Source organism: Allocatenococcus thiocycli (genome assembly GCF_921292965.1).
Classification (GTDB): domain Bacteria; phylum Pseudomonadota; class Gammaproteobacteria; order Enterobacterales; family Vibrionaceae; genus Vibrio; species Vibrio natriegens.
Window position 1 is genome coordinate 90,368 of the sequence record NZ_CAKLCK010000026.1, and the last position, 15,581, is coordinate 105,948.

At 45.6% G+C, this 15,581-nt stretch carries 30 protein-coding genes; 3 read left to right on the forward strand and 27 right to left on the reverse strand.

Annotated features, from left to right (window positions below; genetic code table 11):
- The first annotated feature begins 86 nt into the window (after nt 1–86).
- Entirely contained in the window at nt 87–548 is a 462-nt protein-coding gene (locus tag L9Q40_RS09280; protein ID WP_014230676.1) for a GNAT family N-acetyltransferase, read from the forward strand.
- Between the two features lie 89 nt (nt 549–637).
- On the opposite strand, the gene L9Q40_RS09285 is transcribed toward L9Q40_RS09280, so the two are convergent.
- Nucleotides 638–1,237 carry a LysM-like peptidoglycan-binding domain-containing protein gene (locus L9Q40_RS09285; protein WP_014230675.1) on the reverse strand — a complete coding sequence of 200 codons (600 nt, stop codon included), beginning with the start codon at nt 1,235–1,237 and terminating at the stop codon, nt 638–640.
- Nucleotides 1,238–1,467: 230 nt separating this feature from the next.
- Between L9Q40_RS09285 and bamJ the strand changes: the two genes are divergently transcribed.
- Complete coding sequence (gene bamJ / locus L9Q40_RS09290) at nt 1,468–2,088, forward strand: BamJ family beta-barrel-assembly machinery protein (protein ID WP_014230674.1); 621 nt, start codon at nt 1,468–1,470, stop codon at nt 2,086–2,088.
- Between the two features lie 144 nt (nt 2,089–2,232).
- Nucleotides 2,233–2,709, forward strand: a complete 477-nt coding sequence (locus tag L9Q40_RS09295; RefSeq protein WP_498793097.1) for a DUF2780 domain-containing protein — start codon at nt 2,233–2,235, stop codon at nt 2,707–2,709.
- Between the two features lie 168 nt (nt 2,710–2,877).
- Here the strand turns inward: L9Q40_RS09295 and rplQ are convergent, their stop codons facing one another.
- From rplQ to rplD, 26 genes are all read right to left on the reverse strand, one after another.
- Entirely contained in the window at nt 2,878–3,258 is a 381-nt protein-coding gene (gene rplQ, locus L9Q40_RS09300) for a 50S ribosomal protein L17 (RefSeq protein ID WP_005383141.1), read from the reverse strand.
- A 26-nt stretch (nt 3,259–3,284) separates the two neighbouring features.
- Nucleotides 3,285–4,277: a DNA-directed RNA polymerase subunit alpha gene (locus tag L9Q40_RS09305; RefSeq protein ID WP_014230672.1), complete on the reverse strand. Its 993-nt coding sequence runs from the start codon at nt 4,275–4,277 to the stop codon at nt 3,285–3,287.
- Nucleotides 4,278–4,301: 24 nt separating this feature from the next.
- A complete protein-coding gene (rpsD, locus tag L9Q40_RS09310; RefSeq protein WP_014230671.1) occupies nt 4,302–4,922 on the reverse strand; it encodes a 30S ribosomal protein S4 in 621 nt (206 codons plus the stop codon).
- A 27-nt stretch (nt 4,923–4,949) separates the two neighbouring features.
- Nucleotides 4,950–5,339: a 30S ribosomal protein S11 gene (gene rpsK / locus L9Q40_RS09315; RefSeq protein WP_001118870.1), complete on the reverse strand. Its 390-nt coding sequence runs from the start codon at nt 5,337–5,339 to the stop codon at nt 4,950–4,952.
- An 18-nt stretch (nt 5,340–5,357) separates the two neighbouring features.
- Nucleotides 5,358–5,714, reverse strand: a complete 357-nt coding sequence (gene rpsM / locus L9Q40_RS09320; RefSeq protein ID WP_005383154.1) for a 30S ribosomal protein S13 — start codon at nt 5,712–5,714, stop codon at nt 5,358–5,360.
- 149 nt (nt 5,715–5,863) lie between these two features.
- A complete protein-coding gene (rpmJ, locus tag L9Q40_RS09325) occupies nt 5,864–5,977 on the reverse strand; it encodes a 50S ribosomal protein L36 (protein ID WP_000868186.1) in 114 nt (37 codons plus the stop codon).
- A gap of 38 nt (nt 5,978–6,015) precedes the next feature.
- Entirely contained in the window at nt 6,016–7,350 is a 1,335-nt protein-coding gene (secY, locus tag L9Q40_RS09330; RefSeq protein WP_014230670.1) for a preprotein translocase subunit SecY, read from the reverse strand.
- Nucleotides 7,351–7,370: 20 nt separating this feature from the next.
- Nucleotides 7,371–7,805: a 50S ribosomal protein L15 gene (gene rplO / locus L9Q40_RS09335; protein WP_498793098.1), complete on the reverse strand. Its 435-nt coding sequence runs from the start codon at nt 7,803–7,805 to the stop codon at nt 7,371–7,373.
- Nucleotides 7,806–7,810: 5 nt separating this feature from the next.
- Nucleotides 7,811–7,987, reverse strand: a complete 177-nt coding sequence (gene rpmD, locus L9Q40_RS09340; RefSeq protein ID WP_000201159.1) for a 50S ribosomal protein L30 — start codon at nt 7,985–7,987, stop codon at nt 7,811–7,813.
- A 7-nt stretch (nt 7,988–7,994) separates the two neighbouring features.
- A complete protein-coding gene (rpsE, locus tag L9Q40_RS09345) occupies nt 7,995–8,498 on the reverse strand; it encodes a 30S ribosomal protein S5 (RefSeq protein WP_004745894.1) in 504 nt (167 codons plus the stop codon).
- 14 nt (nt 8,499–8,512) lie between these two features.
- On the reverse strand, nt 8,513–8,866 hold the full coding sequence (gene rplR / locus L9Q40_RS09350) for a 50S ribosomal protein L18 (protein ID WP_005435088.1): 354 nt from the start codon (nt 8,864–8,866) through the stop codon (nt 8,513–8,515).
- A 9-nt stretch (nt 8,867–8,875) separates the two neighbouring features.
- Nucleotides 8,876–9,409, reverse strand: coding sequence for a 50S ribosomal protein L6 (rplF, locus tag L9Q40_RS09355; protein ID WP_014230669.1), 534 nt, complete (start codon nt 9,407–9,409; stop codon nt 8,876–8,878).
- Between the two features lie 13 nt (nt 9,410–9,422).
- On the reverse strand, nt 9,423–9,815 hold the full coding sequence (gene rpsH / locus L9Q40_RS09360; RefSeq protein ID WP_005450567.1) for a 30S ribosomal protein S8: 393 nt from the start codon (nt 9,813–9,815) through the stop codon (nt 9,423–9,425).
- Between the two features lie 29 nt (nt 9,816–9,844).
- Nucleotides 9,845–10,150, reverse strand: a complete 306-nt coding sequence (gene rpsN, locus L9Q40_RS09365) for a 30S ribosomal protein S14 (protein ID WP_004745888.1) — start codon at nt 10,148–10,150, stop codon at nt 9,845–9,847.
- Between the two features lie 17 nt (nt 10,151–10,167).
- Nucleotides 10,168–10,707 carry a 50S ribosomal protein L5 gene (rplE, locus tag L9Q40_RS09370; protein ID WP_005455660.1) on the reverse strand — a complete coding sequence of 180 codons (540 nt, stop codon included), beginning with the start codon at nt 10,705–10,707 and terminating at the stop codon, nt 10,168–10,170.
- A 24-nt stretch (nt 10,708–10,731) separates the two neighbouring features.
- The gene (rplX, locus tag L9Q40_RS09375) at nt 10,732–11,049 is read right to left on the reverse strand and encodes a 50S ribosomal protein L24 (RefSeq protein WP_014230668.1); all 318 of its coding nucleotides are present in this window, start codon (nt 11,047–11,049) and stop codon (nt 10,732–10,734) included.
- Between the two features lie 13 nt (nt 11,050–11,062).
- A complete protein-coding gene (gene rplN / locus L9Q40_RS09380; RefSeq protein WP_004410450.1) occupies nt 11,063–11,434 on the reverse strand; it encodes a 50S ribosomal protein L14 in 372 nt (123 codons plus the stop codon).
- 163 nt (nt 11,435–11,597) lie between these two features.
- The gene (gene rpsQ, locus L9Q40_RS09385; RefSeq protein WP_005379575.1) at nt 11,598–11,852 is read right to left on the reverse strand and encodes a 30S ribosomal protein S17; all 255 of its coding nucleotides are present in this window, start codon (nt 11,850–11,852) and stop codon (nt 11,598–11,600) included.
- Entirely contained in the window at nt 11,852–12,043 is a 192-nt protein-coding gene (gene rpmC / locus L9Q40_RS09390) for a 50S ribosomal protein L29 (protein ID WP_005379576.1), read from the reverse strand. Before rpmC ends, rpsQ begins: the two co-directional genes overlap by 1 nt.
- The gene (gene rplP / locus L9Q40_RS09395) at nt 12,043–12,453 is read right to left on the reverse strand and encodes a 50S ribosomal protein L16 (protein ID WP_005379577.1); all 411 of its coding nucleotides are present in this window, start codon (nt 12,451–12,453) and stop codon (nt 12,043–12,045) included. Before rplP ends, rpmC begins: the two co-directional genes overlap by 1 nt.
- An 11-nt stretch (nt 12,454–12,464) precedes the next feature.
- On the reverse strand, nt 12,465–13,163 hold the full coding sequence (gene rpsC / locus L9Q40_RS09400; RefSeq protein ID WP_014230667.1) for a 30S ribosomal protein S3: 699 nt from the start codon (nt 13,161–13,163) through the stop codon (nt 12,465–12,467).
- 18 nt (nt 13,164–13,181) lie between these two features.
- Complete coding sequence (gene rplV / locus L9Q40_RS09405) at nt 13,182–13,514, reverse strand: 50S ribosomal protein L22 (protein ID WP_014230666.1); 333 nt, start codon at nt 13,512–13,514, stop codon at nt 13,182–13,184.
- A gap of 10 nt (nt 13,515–13,524) precedes the next feature.
- Nucleotides 13,525–13,803, reverse strand: coding sequence for a 30S ribosomal protein S19 (rpsS, locus tag L9Q40_RS09410; RefSeq protein WP_004394525.1), 279 nt, complete (start codon nt 13,801–13,803; stop codon nt 13,525–13,527).
- Between the two features lie 21 nt (nt 13,804–13,824).
- Complete coding sequence (rplB, locus tag L9Q40_RS09415; RefSeq protein ID WP_014230665.1) at nt 13,825–14,649, reverse strand: 50S ribosomal protein L2; 825 nt, start codon at nt 14,647–14,649, stop codon at nt 13,825–13,827.
- 15 nt (nt 14,650–14,664) lie between these two features.
- Complete coding sequence (gene rplW, locus L9Q40_RS09420; protein WP_004398471.1) at nt 14,665–14,967, reverse strand: 50S ribosomal protein L23; 303 nt, start codon at nt 14,965–14,967, stop codon at nt 14,665–14,667.
- Nucleotides 14,964–15,566, reverse strand: coding sequence for a 50S ribosomal protein L4 (rplD, locus tag L9Q40_RS09425; protein WP_014230664.1), 603 nt, complete (start codon nt 15,564–15,566; stop codon nt 14,964–14,966). The genes rplW and rplD overlap by 4 nt, the downstream gene beginning before the upstream one ends.
- Nucleotides 15,567–15,581 lie beyond the last annotated feature (15 nt).

A 15,581-nucleotide genomic window follows, 5' to 3' on the forward strand; every position in this document is an offset into this window, starting at 1 on the left:
GACCAGTTAAAATTAACCATTGTTAATGAGTATTAGCAGAAAACCGAGTAAAGTCAGTAACACAAAATCAATAACGGAATAGAGAAATGCTTACCTGGATGACTTTGCCTTTCGCTCAACTGACCACACTACAACTCTACGAGCTAATGAGATTACGTGTCGATGTGTTTGTTGTAGAGCAAACCTGCCCATATCCGGAGCTAGATGGCAAAGACACACTGGACGGAGTCTATCACCTGCTCGGCTATCACGATGATGAATTAGTTGCTTGCGCTCGCTTATTACCGGCAGGAACAACCTACGACAACGTCAGTATTGGTCGCGTCGTTACTAAAAAGACGGCTCGCGGCGGGGGTTTAGGTCATAAACTGCTGGAAGAAGCATTAACACAGTGTGAAGCACTTTGGCCTGAACAAACCATCGATATTGGCGCTCAGGAACACCTCATTGAGTACTACTCACGCCACGGGTTTAATGTCATTTCAGACAGCTACCTTGAAGATGGTATTCCGCATGTCGACATGCGTAGAGAAGCCGCGACGAAGTAAACCGAGACAATGACCTCCCCGCAATCTTCCAACAAAAAAGACGCGACTTGAGCGCGTCTTTTTTACAACATGTCTTTTAGCCGATATCGCTATTTATTGCGTCCGAAAGTTCCATCAGATAAGCGGAAGAACATAACCGAATGGTCGCCCTTTTCGAGCTGTAACATATCAAGCTGACCATCATCAGAGAACTTAAAGCGAATCAACTGCCCTTGCCTGATATGACTCAGTGGCTTGTCGCTGCCTTCTATTTTGACCAGCGAGCTGAGATCGGCCATAGACAACTGGTTATTGCGGAAGACCTGCGCGAGCGTATCGCCATTCTTCACTTGATACTCTTTCCAATTTTCAGACTTTGGACCAGAGTTCTGGGACGTGCGTTGCTGGCTCAAACTTTGGGTGTTCAAATTAATCGCAACACGTTGATGATCAACAGGCTGAGTTTGCTCAACTAACTCTTCGGTTTTCTTTGGCATCGGGACAATAAGAATCAAAAGCAGCAGTGGCACCAACACCATCAATGCTCGTTGATGGAATTTAGGTAGACGTTGCCAAAACGCAGTAACTGGCTGTACGCGTTCTAACCACTTAGTTTTGTCGAACGGCTGCTTCCAGTCGATAGCAGCGTATTTTTGTTTGATCAACTCGACGTAGTCGACTTGCTGCTTTTTCTTTCTGCGACGATTCATTGCGATAGACCCCTTAATGCTTACTGCCAGTATAAAAATACCAGCGCGGAGAGTATATGTTTTTCACTCAAGTAAAATGGAATTTGGATTAAATTAGCAGAAAATTCACTTGGAGTAAGAGATAAGTCACACCCTCAATGGTCAGACGAGACAATCTGAGCCAATCATTTAAACCTTAGCTCGAAACTGATATCCTGTGACCTTTAACACTCCTAATAAGAGCGACATTTATGTCTGAAATTAAATTTGAAACTGCAGAACAAAAAGCAAGCTACGGCATTGGTCTGCAAATGGGTCAGCAACTAGCAGGTTCTGGTCTAGAAGGTCTTAGCGTTGATGCAATCGCAGCAGGTATTGCTACTGCACTAGTTGGTGACATGCCAGCAATTGAAATCGACGAAATCAACAAAGCGCTACAAGAGCTACACACTCGCGCTGAAGCAGTTCGTCAAGAAGCAGCTAAAGCTGCAGCTGCTGACGGCGAAGCGTTCCTAAAAGACAACGCTCTACGCCCAGAAGTTAAAGTTCTAGAATCTGGCCTACAGTACGAAGTTATCTCTGAAGGTACTGGCGAAATCCCAACAGCAGACAAATCTGTACGTGTTCACTACCACGGTGAGCTAACAGACGGCACTGTATTTGACAGCTCTGTTTCTCGCGGTCAACCAGCTGAGTTCCCAGTAACGGGCGTAATCAAAGGTTGGGTTGAAGCACTACAACTAATGCCAGTTGGTTCTAAGTGGAAACTATACGTACCACAAGATCTTGCGTACGGTGAGCGTGGCGCAGGTGCTGCAATCCCTCCATTCGCAGCACTAGTATTCGAAGTAGAACTACTAGACATCCTATAATTGAAATTCATTTCAATTACGGTTTCTAAAGCGGCGCTCTTGCGCCGCTTTTTTTGTTTAAGTTAAAAGTCGTTGTTCTCTTAAACATAAACTGTCACTCTAACGACCTAATAATTAAAAACACGCTCAACCGTTGGAGGTACTATGCGTAAAACACTCCTAACTCTAGCACTGCTATCGATGAATATCGGCAGTGCACATGCTTTCCTTGATTCAGTAGTAGAAAAAAGTAACGAGAGCGGACTGATGGACATGATCGGTAAAAGTTTAAGTACCGAGTCTTCACCATTAACTGAATTGCTGACAAGTCAATTACCAGTATCCACTGAACAAGCTGCAGGTGGCAGCAGTGCATTACTAGCGCTAGCACAAAGCCAACTGTCTGGTGAAAATAGCAGTGAGTTAGAGTCCCTTATTCCTGGACTGTCTAGCCTGAGTGGAGCACAAAGCTTATTAGGTAATGTCGAAAGCCTAAGCGCGGTACAAAGTGCATTTGATACGCTAGGACTTGATGCTTCGATGATTAGCCAGTTTGCGCCAGTTATTCTGCAATACCTAAACGAACAGGGCGCAAGCACAGGCTTGCTCGACTCTTTAACTGGTTTATGGTCTGGTGAATAAGTAAGAGCTGCGAAGTAATAAGAGCTAAGCGTTGTTATTCAATATTCAGACTAGAGTGAATTTCTTAACGTCACAAAGTTATAACGCGCTTAGATTTTTACTTATTTGAAAAGTTACAGATACAAAAAAGCCGAGCTAACGCTCGGCTTTTTCGTTCTTACGAACTGATTACTCAGCAGCTTCTTCAGCAGCTGGGCGATCTACAAGCTCAATGTAAGCCATTGGAGCTTTGTCACCAGCACGGAAGCCAGCTTTTAGGATACGAGTGTAACCGCCCTGACGAGCAGCAAAACGTGGACCTAGTTCGTTAAATAGTTTTGCAACTACTTCGTTGTCACGAGTACGTGCAAATGCTAGACGACGGTTAGCAACACTGTCAGTCTTAGCTAGTGTAATCAAAGGCTCAACTACGCGACGTAGCTCTTTTGCTTTTGGCAAAGTAGTCTTGATAACTTCATGACGTACTAGAGAGCTAGCCATGTTGCTGAACATCGCTTTGCGATGTGAGCTGTTGCGGTTGAGTTGACGACCACTCTTACGATGGCGCATGACCTAATCCTTCTAACTAGTATCGATTAATCTTCAGCGATTGATGCAGGTGGCCAGTTTTCTAGGCGCATGCCCAGAGACAGACCACGTGACGCAAGTACGTCTTTAATCTCAGTAAGAGATTTTTTACCAAGGTTAGGCGTTTTAAGTAGCTCTACCTCAGTACGTTGTACTAGATCACCGATGTAGTGAATCGCTTCTGCTTTCAGACAGTTAGCAGAGCGAACTGTTAGTTCAAGATCGTCTACAGGACGCAGTAGGATCGGATCGAATTCTGGCTTCTCTTCCTTCTCCTCAGGAACACGTACATCACGAAGATCTACGAATGCATCCAATTGTTCAGCTAGGATAGTAGCTGCACGACGGATTGCTTCCTCAGGTTCTAGAGTACCGTTTGTTTCCATATCGATAACAAGCTTGTCTAGATCAGTACGCTGTTCTACACGAGCTGCTTCTACAGCGTAGGCAATTTTGTCTACTGGGCTGTAAGTAGCATCTACTAGTAGGCGACCGATTGGACGCTCGTCTTCTTCAGTATGGATACGCGCAGAAGCTGGAATGTAACCACGACCACGTTCTACTTTAATACGCATAGCGATTTCAGCATTGTCATCAGTTAGGTGACAAATAACGTGTTCAGGGTTAGCGATCTCTACATCACCATCATGGGTGATGTCACCTGCAACCACAGGGCCCGAGCCTGATTTGTTCAAAGTAATGAACACTTCATCTTTGCCTTCAGCCACACGCACTGCCAAACCTTTAAGGTTTAGAAGGATTTCAAGAATATCTTCTTGTACACCTTCTTTAGTGCTGTATTCGTGAAGTACGCCCTCAATCTCTACTTCTGTCACTGCACAACCAGGCATAGAAGATAGAAGAATGCGGCGAAGTGCATTACCCAGAGTATGACCAAAGCCACGCTCTAATGGCTCAAGAGTTACTTTTGCGTGAGTCGAGCTGATTTGTTCGATGTCAACTAGACGTGGCTTAAGAAATTCTGTTACAGAACCCTGCATTGTGTCCTCTCTTTAGTTTAAACCTTACTTAGAGTAAAGCTCGACGATCAATTGTTCGTTGATGTCAGCTGATAGATCAGAACGCTCAGGCATACGCTTGAATGTACCTTCCATCTTGCCACCATCTACTTCAATCCAAGTTGGTTTTTCACGTTGTTCAGCAACTTCTAGAGCAGCTTTAATACGAGATTGCTGTTTAGCTTTCTCGCGGATAGAAACAACGTCATTAGCCGCTACTTTGAAAGAAGGAACGTTTACAACTTTACCGTTTACTAGGATAGCTTTGTGGCTAACTAGCTGACGTGCTTCTGCGCGAGTTGCACCAAAGCCCATGCGGTAAACTACGTTATCAAGACGACCTTCAAGAAGCTGAAGTAGGTTTTCACCAGTGTTGCCTTTCAGGCGAGCAGCTTCTTTGTAGTAGTTACGGAATTGTTTTTCTAGAACGCCGTACATACGACGAACTTTTTGCTTCTCACGAAGCTGAACGCCATACTCAGATAGACGACCGCGACGAGCGCCGTGTACACCTGGTGCGTTATCAATTTTACACTTGGTATCGATCGCGCGAACACCAGACTTAAGGAATAAGTCAGTGCCTTCACGACGGCTAAGCTTCAGCTTAGGACCCAAATATCTTGCCATGATTCTTCTCCAATTGTCCTAGAAACGTTATACGCGACGTTTCTTAGGTGGACGACAACCGTTATGAGGGATTGGTGTAGCATCAACGATGTTTGTGATGCGGAAACCAGCAGCGTTCAGTGCACGAACAGTTGATTCGCGACCTGGACCTGGACCCTTAACCATAACTTCCAAGTTCTTTAGGCCGTATTCTTTAGCCATTTCAGCACAACGCTCAGCAGCAACCTGTGCAGCGAACGGAGTAGACTTACGAGAACCACGGAAACCAGAACCACCTGCAGTAGCCCATGCAAGAGCGTTACCTTGACGGTCAGTAATGGTTACGATTGTGTTATTGAAAGAAGCATGGATGTGCGCAACGCCATCTGCAACTTGCTTGCGTACGCGCTTACGAGCGCGAGTTGGTTGTTTAGCCATTGTACTCTACCTTCCCGATTATTTCTTGATCGGCTTACGCGGACCCTTACGGGTGCGAGCGTTGGTTTTAGTACGCTGTCCACGTAGTGGTAGACTGCGACGATGACGAAGACCACGGTAACAGCCAAGGTCCATAAGACGCTTGATGTTCATAGATACTTCACGACGTAGATCACCTTCTACAGTGTACTTAGCTACACCATCACGCAGTTGATCGATCTGCTCTTCAGTTAGTTCACTGATCTTAACATTTTCAGCAATACCCACTTCAGCTAGGATAGCTTGAGAGCGAGTTTTACCGATGCCGTAGATCGCAGTTAGTGCGATTACAGCATGCTTCTGATCAGGAATGTTAATGCCTGCTATACGGGCCATTATTCACTCCTAAGTGTTTCTATAAAAGAATTAGCCGCAGCAAAGCCCGTTATGGATACGCTGCGGAGTACTACTTCTTTTGCACGCAAAAGGTAGGCCGAGGAATATACTCGACCTAACCTTCGTTTTCAAGTAAAAATTTCTGCTAATTAGCCTTGGCGCTGTTTGTGCTTTGGCTCACTGCAAATCACGCGAACGACACCGTTACGCTTGATTACTTTACAGTTACGGCAGATTTTTTTAACGGAAGCACGAACTTTCATTGCTAAACTCCGTAAATGAAACTGAGTCTACCGCCGGATTAACGGCCGTAGCCTTTCAGATTCGCTTTCTTCAACACAGAATCATACTGTTGAGACATCATATGAGTCTGTACCTGTGCCATAAAGTCCATAATTACAACCACTACGATTAGTAGTGATGTACCGCCGAAGTAGAAACGTACGTTCCACGCGACCATCATGAACTCGGGAATCAGACAGATAAAGGTAATGTACAGTGCACCTGCAAGGGTAAGACGTGTCATCACTTTATCAATGTATTTCGCTGTCTGCTCACCTGGGCGGATGCCGGGTACGAATGCACCTGACTTCTTCAAGTTATCTGCTGTTTCGCGAGGGTTGAAAACCAACGCTGTGTAGAAGAAACAGAAGAAGATAATTGCTGCAGCATAAAGCATTACATACAGCGGTTGACCTGGGCTAAGAGCCAAAGACACGTCAGTTAACCAACCGAACGCGCTGCTCTCACCGTTCTGACCAAACCACTGAGCCAGTGTTCCTGGGAACAGGATAATGCTTGATGCGAAAATCGCTGGAATAACACCTGCCATATTAATTTTAAGTGGCAGATGCGAGCTTTGTGCAGCAAATACTTTACGACCTTGTTGACGCTTCGCGTAGTTAACAACGATTCGACGTTGACCACGCTCCATGAAAACAACGAAGTAAATGACTGCAAAAGACAATACCGCGATTAGCAACAGAAGAAGTACATGCAATTCACCTTGACGCGCTTGCTCGATTGTTTGACCGATTGCAGAAGGCAATCCAGCAACAATACCTGCAAAAATTAGTAACGAAATACCGTTACCAATTCCACGCTCTGTAATTTGTTCACCTAACCACATTAGGAACATGGTGCCGGTTACTAAACTTACGGTAGCAATAAGCGTAAACATGGTTTGGTTGATAACAACCAGATTATCGACCATGTTTGGTAAGCCCGTTGCAATACCTATAGCCTGGAAGGTTGCAAGTACAAGCGTGCCGTAGCGTGTGTATTGGCTTATCTTACGACGGCCTGCTTCACCCTCTTTTTTGAGTTCAGCTAACGCTGGATGAACTACAGTTAGCAATTGGACAACAATAGATGCCGAAATATACGGCATGATGCCCAATGCTAATATAGATGCACGCTCAAGAGCACCACCGGAGAACATGTTAAACATTTCTACGATGGTACCTTTTTGCTGGTCGAACAATTCGGCAAGTACAGCAGCGTCAATACCAGGGATCGGCACAAAAGAGCCTGCTCGGAATACTAAAAGTGCACCAATTACGAATAATAAGCGCGACTTCAGCTCACTTAAGCCGCTCTGAGCACTACGAAAATCTTGTCCTGGTTTCTTAGCCATCTGTACCTCGTTCCTCGAGATTATTCCTCGATTTTACCGCCTGCAGCTTCGATTGCAGCTTTAGCGCCTTTAGTCACACGTAGACCTTTTACAGCCACTGCTTTGTTGATTTCACCAGAAAGAACAACTTTTACGAATTCGATGTTCTTAGTGATGATGTTAGCAGCTTTAAGACTGTTAAGATCAACTACGTCACCAGAAACTTTCGCTAGCTCAGCTAGACGAACTTCAGCAGACACTAGGCTCTTACGAGAAGTGAAACCGAATTTTGGTAGACGTTGTTTCAGAGGCATCTGACCGCCTTCGAAACCTGGACGAACGCTGCCGCCAGAACGTGATTTTTGACCTTTGTGACCACGGCCACCAGTTTTACCTAGGCCTGAACCGATACCACGACCTACTCGCTTCGCAGAAGTTTTCGCGCCAGCAGCCGGTGCTAGAGTATTCAAACGCATTCTGATTACTCCTCAACTTTAACCATGTAGTAAACCTTGTTGATCATACCGCGTACGCACGGAGTATCTTCAAGTTCTACTGTGTGGTTGATTTTACGAAGACCTAGACCGCGCAAAGTAGCTTTGTGCTTAGGTAGACGACCAATTGAGCTTTTAGTTTGAGTTACTTTAATAGTTGCCATGGTGTTCTTACTCCGAAATAGATTCAACAGTTAGACCACGTTTAGCAGCAACCATTTCTGGTGACTTCATGCTACCTAGTGCATCGATCGTAGCACGAACGATGTTGATAGGGTTCGTAGAACCGTATGCTTTAGATAGTACGTTGTGTACACCAGCAACTTCTAGTACTGCACGCATCGCACCACCTGCGATAACACCAGTACCTTCTGCAGCAGGCTGCATGTAAACTTTAGAGCCCGAGTGGCGACCTTTCACTGGGTGGTGAAGAGTGCCTTCGTTTAGAGCGATCGTAGTCATGTTACGACGCGCTTTTTCCATTGCTTTTTGAATCGCTGCAGGTACTTCACGAGCTTTGCCGTAACCGAAACCTACACGACCATTACCGTCACCAACTACTGTTAGTGCAGTGAAGCTCATGATTCGACCACCTTTAACCGTTTTAGAAACACGGTTAACTGCGATTAATTTTTCTTGCAAATCATTCGCTTGAACTTGTTGTTCTTTAGCCATCTTCCAACCCTACCTTAGAATTTCAGACCAGCTTCGCGAGCAGATTCTGCTAGCGCCGCTACTCGACCGTGGTATTGGAAACCAGAACGATCAAATGCAACTGCAGTTACGCCTTTTTCAAGAGCGCGCTCTGCAACAGCTTTACCTACTGCTTTAGCTGCATCAACGTTACCAGTGTATTTCACTTGCTCACGGATCGCTTTTTCTACAGTAGAAGCTGCTGCGATAACCTCAGAGCCATTAGCCGCGATAACCTGTGCGTACACGTGACGAGGAGTACGGTGTACAACTAGGCGAGTCGCACCCAGTTCTGCAATCTTACGACGTGCACGTGTAGCACGACGGATGCGAGATGCTTTCTTATCCATAGTGTTACCTTACTTCTTCTTAGCTTCTTTAGTACGCACATTTTCATCTGCGTAACGAACACCTTTACCTTTGTAAGGCTCAGGTTGACGGTAAGAACGAATGTCAGCCGCAACTTGACCAACTAGTTGCTTGTCAGCACCAGTGATCACAATTTCAGTTTGGCTTGGACATTCAGCTTTAATACCCGCTGGCAACTCGTGCTCAACTGGGTGTGAGAAGCCTAGTGTTAGACCTACAGCGTTGCCTTTGATAGCAGCACGGTAACCAACACCTTTAAGAGTTAGCTTCTTAGTAAAGCCTTCAGTAACACCAACAACCATGTTGTTTACTAGTGCACGAGCAGTACCTGCTTGTGCCCAAGCGTTAACAACACCTTCTTTAGGACCGAAAGTTAGGTTGTTTTCTTCCTGAGCGATAACAACTGCATCGTTAAGAACGCGAGTTAGTTCGCCTTTAGCACCTTTTACAGTGATTTCTTGGCCGTTTAGTTTCACCTCTACGCCAGCTGGAATAGCGACAGGTGCTTTTGCAACACGAGACATAGTCTACTCCTTATTAAGCTACGTAGCAGATGATTTCACCACCAAGACCTGCTTTACGTGCAGCGCGGTCTGACATAAGACCCTTGGAAGTAGAAACGATAGCAATACCAAGACCACCCATTACAGAAGGAAGTTGATCTTTCTTCTTGTAAACACGTAGACCTGGACGAGAAACACGTTTAAGTTGCTCGATTACTGGTTTAGCTTGGAAGTACTTAAGTGTAACTTCTAGCTCAGGTTTTGCTTCGCCTTCAACAGCGAAGTCAACGATGTAACCTTCAGCTTTTAGTAGTGCAGCAATTGCAACTTTAAGCTTTGAAGAAGGCATTTTTACAGCAACTTTGTTTGCTGCCTGACCGTTACGAACGCGGGTCAGCATATCCGAAATCGGATCTTGCATGCTCATATGATTTACTCCAAATGATTAAGTGGCAATTACCAGCTAGCCTTACGAAGACCCGGAATCTCGCCTTTCATGCAAGCTTCACGAACCTTAATACGGCTTAGACCGAACTTACGTAGGTAACCGTGTGGACGACCAGTTTGGTTGCAACGGTTGCGCTGACGTGATGCACTTGAATCACGTGGAAGAGATTGCAATTTAAGAACTGCATTCCAACGATCTTCTTCAGATGCGTTTACATCGCTAATGATAGCTTTTAGCGCTGAACGCTTTTCAGCGAACTTAGCTACTAGCTTTGCACGTTTTGCTTCACGTGCTTTCATTGAATTTTTAGCCATAACAGTAACCCTTCACCTTACTTACGGAATGGGAAGTTAAAGGCAGCCAGCAGAGCACGGCCTTCCTCATCAGTACCAGCAGACGTCGTAATAGTGATGTCTAGACCGCGTACTCGATCAACTTTATCAAAGTCGATTTCCGGGAAGATGATTTGCTCGCGAACGCCCATGCTGTAGTTACCGCGTCCGTCAAAAGACTTAGCGCTAACGCCACGGAAGTCACGTACACGTGGAAGAGCGATGTTAATCAAACGCTCAAGAAAATCCCACATACGTTCGCCACGCAAGGTTACTTTACAACCGATAGGGTAGCCTTCACGGATTTTGAAACCTGCAACAGATTTGCGCGCTTTTGTGATAAGTGGCTTTTGACCAGAGATCGTTGCCATATCAGACGCTGCATTTTCTAGCAGTTTCTTATCGTTGATTGCTTCACCAACACCCATGTTTAGGGTGATTTTCTCGATTCTAGGGACTTGCATGACGCTTGTGTAGCTAAACTGTTTGGTCAGTTCAGCGACTACAGACGACTTGTAGTAATCATGCAGTTTCGCCATAGTAGAACTCCAAATTACTTCTAATTAGTTAGAAACGGTTTCGCCGTTAGACTTAAAGAAACGAACTTTCTTACCATCTTCAAAACGGAAACCGATACGGTCAGCTTTACCAGTAGCTGCGTTAAAGATTGCAACGTTAGAAGCATCAATTGCTGCTTCTTGTTCAACGATGCCACCTTGTTGACCTAGAGCCGGAACCGGCTTTTGGTGCTTCTTAACAAGGTTGATACCTTCAACGATAACTTTACCGGTTGCTAGAACCTTAGTTACTTTACCTTTCTTGCCTTTGTCTTTACCAGCAAGAACGATTACTTCGTCGTTACGACGGATTTTAGCTGCCATTTCTACGTGCTCCTTACAGAACTTCTGGAGCCAGTGAAACGATCTTCATGAACTTATCGCCACGAAGTTCGCGTGTCACAGGACCAAAGATACGTGTACCGATTGGTTGCTCTGTATTGTCGTTCAACAATACGCAAGCATTTCGGTCGAAGCGAATGACAGAACCGTCAGGACGACGTACGCCTTTACGGGTGCGCACTACCACCGCCTTCAGAACATCACCTTTTTTTACTTTACCGCGAGGAATTGCTTCCTTCACAGTAACTTTGATGACGTCACCGATATGTGCATAACGGCGGTGAGAGCCACCCAGAACCTTAATACACATTACGCTGCGTGCGCCTGAGTTATCAGCTGCGTCCAGCATACTTTGCATTTGGATCATGTTAGTGCTCCGCTAAATATTAATAACTAGACCCATCACGGGTCGGGCTGCCTCTTTAAAAGGGACGCGAATTGTACCACCCTTTTTTGTGATTGGGTAGTCAAAAAATAAACGGCTCCAAAAAATATTTTGGAGCCGCTTTAGTTTCATAGAATTAACGAGATTAAATCTTCGCCTTTTCTAGAACTTTTACCAAAGTCCAAGACTTAGTCTTAGACAGTGGACGACACTCTGCGATTTCAACTGTGTCGCCTAGGCCACACTCGTTGTTCTCGTCATGTGCGTGTACTTTAGTCGTACGTTTAACGTATTTACCGTAGATAGGGTGTTTTACGAAACGCTCGATAGCAACAGTGATAGACTTGTCCATCTTATCGCTAACAACACGACCTTGTTGAGTACGTTTTACTTCGCTCATTATGCGCCTGCCTTCTCAGTCAAAACAGTTTTCACACGTGCGATATCACGGCGTACAGCTTTCAGAGTATGAGTTTGCTGTAGTTGACCAGTTGCAGCTTGCATGCGCAAGTTGAACTGTTCACGTAGCAAATTCATTAGCTCAGCGTTAAGCTCTTCAACGCTTTTCTCGCGTAGATCTTGTGCTTTCATCACATCACCTGCTTAGTTACAAATGTAGTTTTGAAAGGCAGTTTACGTGCCGCAAGACGGAACGCTTCACGTGCCAATTCTTCAGGTACACCACCCATTTCGTACATAACCTTACCAGGTTGGATTTGGGCTACCCAGTACTCAACGTTACCTTTACCCTTACCTTGACGAACTTCAAGTGGTTTTTCTGTGATTGGTTTGTCTGGGAACACACGGATCCAGATTTTACCTTGACGCTTAACGTGACGTGTCATTGCACGACGTGCCGCTTCGATTTGACGAGCAGTTAGACGACCACGGCCAACAGCTTTAAGACCGAATTCGCCGAAGCTTACATCAGTACCTTTAGCTAGACCACGGTTACGACCAGTCTGAACCTTACGGAACTTAGTACGTTTAGGTTGTAGCATCTGTCGACTCCTTACTTACGGCCTTTACGCTGCTTCTTAGGCTTGTCGCCTTTAGGCTCTACAGCGTTAGCTGCTGGCATACCACCTAGGATCTCACCTTTGAAGATCCACGTTTTAATGCCGATCACACCGTATTGAGTGTGAGCCGAAGAAGTTGCGTAATCAATGTCAGCACGTAGAGTGTGTAGAGGCACACGGCCTTCACGGTACCACTCAGAACGTGCGATTTCAGCGCCGCCTAGACGACCACTTACTTCCACTTTGATACCTTTAGCGCCTAGACGCATTGCGTTTTGTACCGCGCGCTTCATAGCACGACGGAACATAACACGACGCTCTAGCTGAGACGCGATGCTGTCACCAACAAGTTGCGCATCTAGTTCAGGCTTACGTACTTCAGCGATGTTAATTTGCGCTGGTACACCTGCAATTTTAGCTACAGCTGCGCGTAGCTTCTCTACGTCTTCACCTTTCTTACCGATAACAACGCCTGGACGAGCAGTGTGAATCGTCACACGGATGCTCTTAGCAGGACGCTCGATAACGATACGTGATAGAGACGCTTTTTTCAGTTCACCTGTAAGGAACTGACGTACCTTGAAGTCGCCGTCTAGGTTGTCAGCGAAATCTTTGGTGTTAGCAAACCATGTAGCATTCCAAGGCTTAACGATGCCTAGACGAATACCATTAGGATGTACTTTTTGACCCATTGCTTACTCTCCTAGTCTCTAGCGATCTGCTACAACAACAGTGATGTGGCTTGAACGCTTCAAGATACGATCCGCACGACCTTTAGCACGAGGCATAATACGCTTCATGGTTGGGCCTTCATCTACAAAGATTTTTGCGACATTCAGATCGTCAATATCTGCACCTTCGTTGTGCTCCGCGTTAGCGATAGCAGACTCAAGAACTTTCTTAACTAGTTCAGCAGCTTTTTTGTTGCTGAAAGTTAGGATTTCTAGAGCTTGGTCAACAGATTTACCACGGATTTGATCCGCAACTAAGCGAGCTTTCTGAGGCGAAATGCGAGCAAAGTTATGTTTAGCAATTGCTTCCATTATCTACTCCTTAGCGCTTCTTAGCTTTCTTATCCGCAGCGTGACCGCGGTAAGTACGTGTAGGTGCGAATTCACCCAGTTTGTGACCGATCATTTCATCAGTTACAAATACTGGTACGTGCTGACGACCATTATGGACAGCGATGGTCAAACCGATCATCGTAGGGATGATCATTGAACGACGGGACCAAGTCTTAATAGGCTTTTTGTCTCCGCTTTCCACCGCTTTCTCTACCTTCTTCAGCAAGTGTAGGTCAATAAAAGGACCTTTCTTGAGAGAACGTGGCATGGCGATTCCTCTTTATATAGATTACTTGTTACGACGACGTACGATGTACTTGTCAGTGCGTTTGTTCTTACGAGTCTTGTAGCCTTTAGTTGGCATACCCCAAGGAGATACTGGATGACGGCCACCAGAAGTACGACCTTCACCACCACCGTGTGGGTGATCAACCGGGTTCATTACCACACCGCGAACGGTTGGACGAACACCGCGCCAGCGAGTAGCACCAGCTTTACCAAGTTCACGTAGCATGTGCTCAGAGTTACCAACTTCACCGATTGTTGCACGGCCTTCAGAAAGAACTTTGCGCATTTCGCCAGAACGTAGACGGATAGTTACGTACGTACCGTCGCGAGCAACGATTTGAGCGTAAGCACCAGCTGAACGAGCTAGCTGACCACCTTTACCAGGCTTAAGTTCAACGTTATGTACTGTTGAACCTACTGGGATGTTACGCATTGGTAGAGTGTTACCAGCTTTGATTGGTGCATCAACACCAGACTGAACAACATCACCAGCTACAACACCTTTAGGTGCTAGGATGTAGCGACGCTCACCGTCTTTGTAAAGAACTAGAGCAATGTTTGCGCTACGGTTTGGATCGTATTCAAGACGCTCAACTGTCGCTGGGATACCGTCTTTAGTACGTTTGAAGTCAATTACACGGTAGTGATGCTTGTGACCACCGCCGATATGACGTACTGTGATACGACCGTTGTTGTTACGACCACCATTCTTAGAGTTTTTCTCTAGAAGAGGTGCGTATGGCTTGCCCTTGTGTAGGTCAGCGTTAACAACTTTAACAACGTGACGACGACCAGGGGAAGTCGGCTTACATTTAACAATAGCCATTTTTAACTACTCCTGTTATTCCGCGCCGCCAACGAAGTCAAGATCTTGACCTTCTTTCAAAGTAACGTACGCTTTCTTAACGTCGCTGCGGCGACCTTGGCGTAGACCTTGACGTTTGGTCTTACCCTTAGTGATAAGAGTATTTACAGACTTAACTTCAACTTCAAATAGCTTTTCTACAGCTGCTTTGATCTCTTTTTTAGTTGCATCTTTAGCTACTTTGAAAACGATAGTGTTCGCTTTCTCAGCTGCCATAGTTGCTTTTTCAGAGATGTGCGGTGCACGTAGAACTTTTAGGATACGCTCTTCAGTGATCATGCTAGCATCTCCTCAACTTGTTTAACTGCTTCAGCAGTCATTACAACTTTGTCGAACGCGATTAGTGAAACTGGATCAATACCAGCTACGTCACGTGCGTCAACTTTGTATAGGTTACGAGCCGCTAGGAATAGATTCTCATCTACTTCGCTAGTCACGATTAGAGCGTCAGTTAGCTCAAGCTCTTTAAGCTTAGCAACTAGCTCTTTAGTCTTTGGTGCTTCAACTGAGAAGTTATCAACAACGATTAGACGCTCTTGACGAACAAGCTCAGAAAGAATGCTCTTCATAGCACCGCGGTACATTTTCTTGTTTACTTTTTGGCTGTGATCTTGTGGTTTCGCAGCAAAAGTAACACCACCCGAGCGCCAGATTGGGCTACGGATTGTACCAGCACGCGCACGGCCAGTACCTTTTTGACGCCATGGCTTAGCGCCACCGCCAGAAACTTCTGAACGTGTTTTTTGAGCACGAGTACCTTGACGAGCACCTGCTGCGTACGCAACAACTACTTGGTGTACAAGAGCTTCGTTAAACTCACGTCCGAAAGTAGTTTCGGAAACAGTTAGTGCATCAGCACCTTTAACCATTAGTTCCATTACTTACTCCTGAGA

Excerpts from the sequence above, each read along its gene's own strand:
- L9Q40_RS09280 (WP_014230676.1), top strand. The coding sequence starts at position 87 with ATGCTTACCTGGATGACTTTGCCTTTCGCTCAACTGACCACACTACAA.
- L9Q40_RS09285 (WP_014230675.1), bottom strand. The coding sequence starts at position 1,237 with ATGAATCGTCGCAGAAAGAAAAAGCAGCAAGTCGACTACGTCGAGTTG.
- bamJ (WP_014230674.1), top strand. The coding sequence starts at position 1,468 with ATGTCTGAAATTAAATTTGAAACTGCAGAACAAAAAGCAAGCTACGGC.
- L9Q40_RS09295 (WP_498793097.1), top strand. The coding sequence starts at position 2,233 with ATGCGTAAAACACTCCTAACTCTAGCACTGCTATCGATGAATATCGGC.
- rplQ (WP_005383141.1), bottom strand. The coding sequence starts at position 3,258 with ATGCGCCATCGTAAGAGTGGTCGTCAACTCAACCGCAACAGCTCACAT.
- L9Q40_RS09305 (WP_014230672.1), bottom strand. The coding sequence starts at position 4,277 with ATGCAGGGTTCTGTAACAGAATTTCTTAAGCCACGTCTAGTTGACATC.
- rpsD (WP_014230671.1), bottom strand. The coding sequence starts at position 4,922 with ATGGCAAGATATTTGGGTCCTAAGCTGAAGCTTAGCCGTCGTGAAGGC.
- rpsK (WP_001118870.1), bottom strand. The coding sequence starts at position 5,339 with ATGGCTAAACAACCAACTCGCGCTCGTAAGCGCGTACGCAAGCAAGTT.
- rpsM (WP_005383154.1), bottom strand. The coding sequence starts at position 5,714 with ATGGCCCGTATAGCAGGCATTAACATTCCTGATCAGAAGCATGCTGTA.
- rpmJ (WP_000868186.1), bottom strand. The coding sequence starts at position 5,977 with ATGAAAGTTCGTGCTTCCGTTAAAAAAATCTGCCGTAACTGTAAAGTA.
- secY (WP_014230670.1), bottom strand. The coding sequence starts at position 7,350 with ATGGCTAAGAAACCAGGACAAGATTTTCGTAGTGCTCAGAGCGGCTTA.
- rplO (WP_498793098.1), bottom strand. The coding sequence starts at position 7,805 with ATGCGTTTGAATACTCTAGCACCGGCTGCTGGCGCGAAAACTTCTGCG.
- rpmD (WP_000201159.1), bottom strand. The coding sequence starts at position 7,987 with ATGGCAACTATTAAAGTAACTCAAACTAAAAGCTCAATTGGTCGTCTA.
- rpsE (WP_004745894.1), bottom strand. The coding sequence starts at position 8,498 with ATGGCTAAAGAACAACAAGTTCAAGCGAATGATTTGCAAGAAAAATTA.
- rplR (WP_005435088.1), bottom strand. The coding sequence starts at position 8,866 with ATGGATAAGAAAGCATCTCGCATCCGTCGTGCTACACGTGCACGTCGT.
- rplF (WP_014230669.1), bottom strand. The coding sequence starts at position 9,409 with ATGTCTCGTGTTGCAAAAGCACCTGTCGCTATTCCAGCTGGCGTAGAG.
- rpsH (WP_005450567.1), bottom strand. The coding sequence starts at position 9,815 with ATGAGCATGCAAGATCCGATTTCGGATATGCTGACCCGCGTTCGTAAC.
- rpsN (WP_004745888.1), bottom strand. The coding sequence starts at position 10,150 with ATGGCTAAAAATTCAATGAAAGCACGTGAAGCAAAACGTGCAAAGCTA.
- rplE (WP_005455660.1), bottom strand. The coding sequence starts at position 10,707 with ATGGCGAAACTGCATGATTACTACAAGTCGTCTGTAGTCGCTGAACTG.
- rplX (WP_014230668.1), bottom strand. The coding sequence starts at position 11,049 with ATGGCAGCTAAAATCCGTCGTAACGACGAAGTAATCGTTCTTGCTGGT.
- rplN (WP_004410450.1), bottom strand. The coding sequence starts at position 11,434 with ATGATCCAAATGCAAAGTATGCTGGACGCAGCTGATAACTCAGGCGCA.
- rpsQ (WP_005379575.1), bottom strand. The coding sequence starts at position 11,852 with ATGAGCGAAGTAAAACGTACTCAACAAGGTCGTGTTGTTAGCGATAAG.
- rpmC (WP_005379576.1), bottom strand. The coding sequence starts at position 12,043 with ATGAAAGCACAAGATCTACGCGAGAAAAGCGTTGAAGAGCTTAACGCT.
- rplP (WP_005379577.1), bottom strand. The coding sequence starts at position 12,453 with ATGCTACAACCTAAACGTACTAAGTTCCGTAAGGTTCAGACTGGTCGT.
- rpsC (WP_014230667.1), bottom strand. The coding sequence starts at position 13,163 with ATGGGTCAAAAAGTACATCCTAATGGTATTCGTCTAGGCATCGTTAAG.
- rplV (WP_014230666.1), bottom strand. The coding sequence starts at position 13,514 with ATGGAAGCAATTGCTAAACATAACTTTGCTCGCATTTCGCCTCAGAAA.
- rpsS (WP_004394525.1), bottom strand. The coding sequence starts at position 13,803 with ATGCCACGTTCTCTCAAGAAAGGTCCTTTTATTGACCTACACTTGCTG.
- rplB (WP_014230665.1), bottom strand. The coding sequence starts at position 14,649 with ATGGCTATTGTTAAATGTAAGCCGACTTCCCCTGGTCGTCGTCACGTT.
- rplW (WP_004398471.1), bottom strand. The coding sequence starts at position 14,967 with ATGATCACTGAAGAGCGTATCCTAAAAGTTCTACGTGCACCGCACATC.
- rplD (WP_014230664.1), bottom strand. The coding sequence starts at position 15,566 with ATGGAACTAATGGTTAAAGGTGCTGATGCACTAACTGTTTCCGAAACT.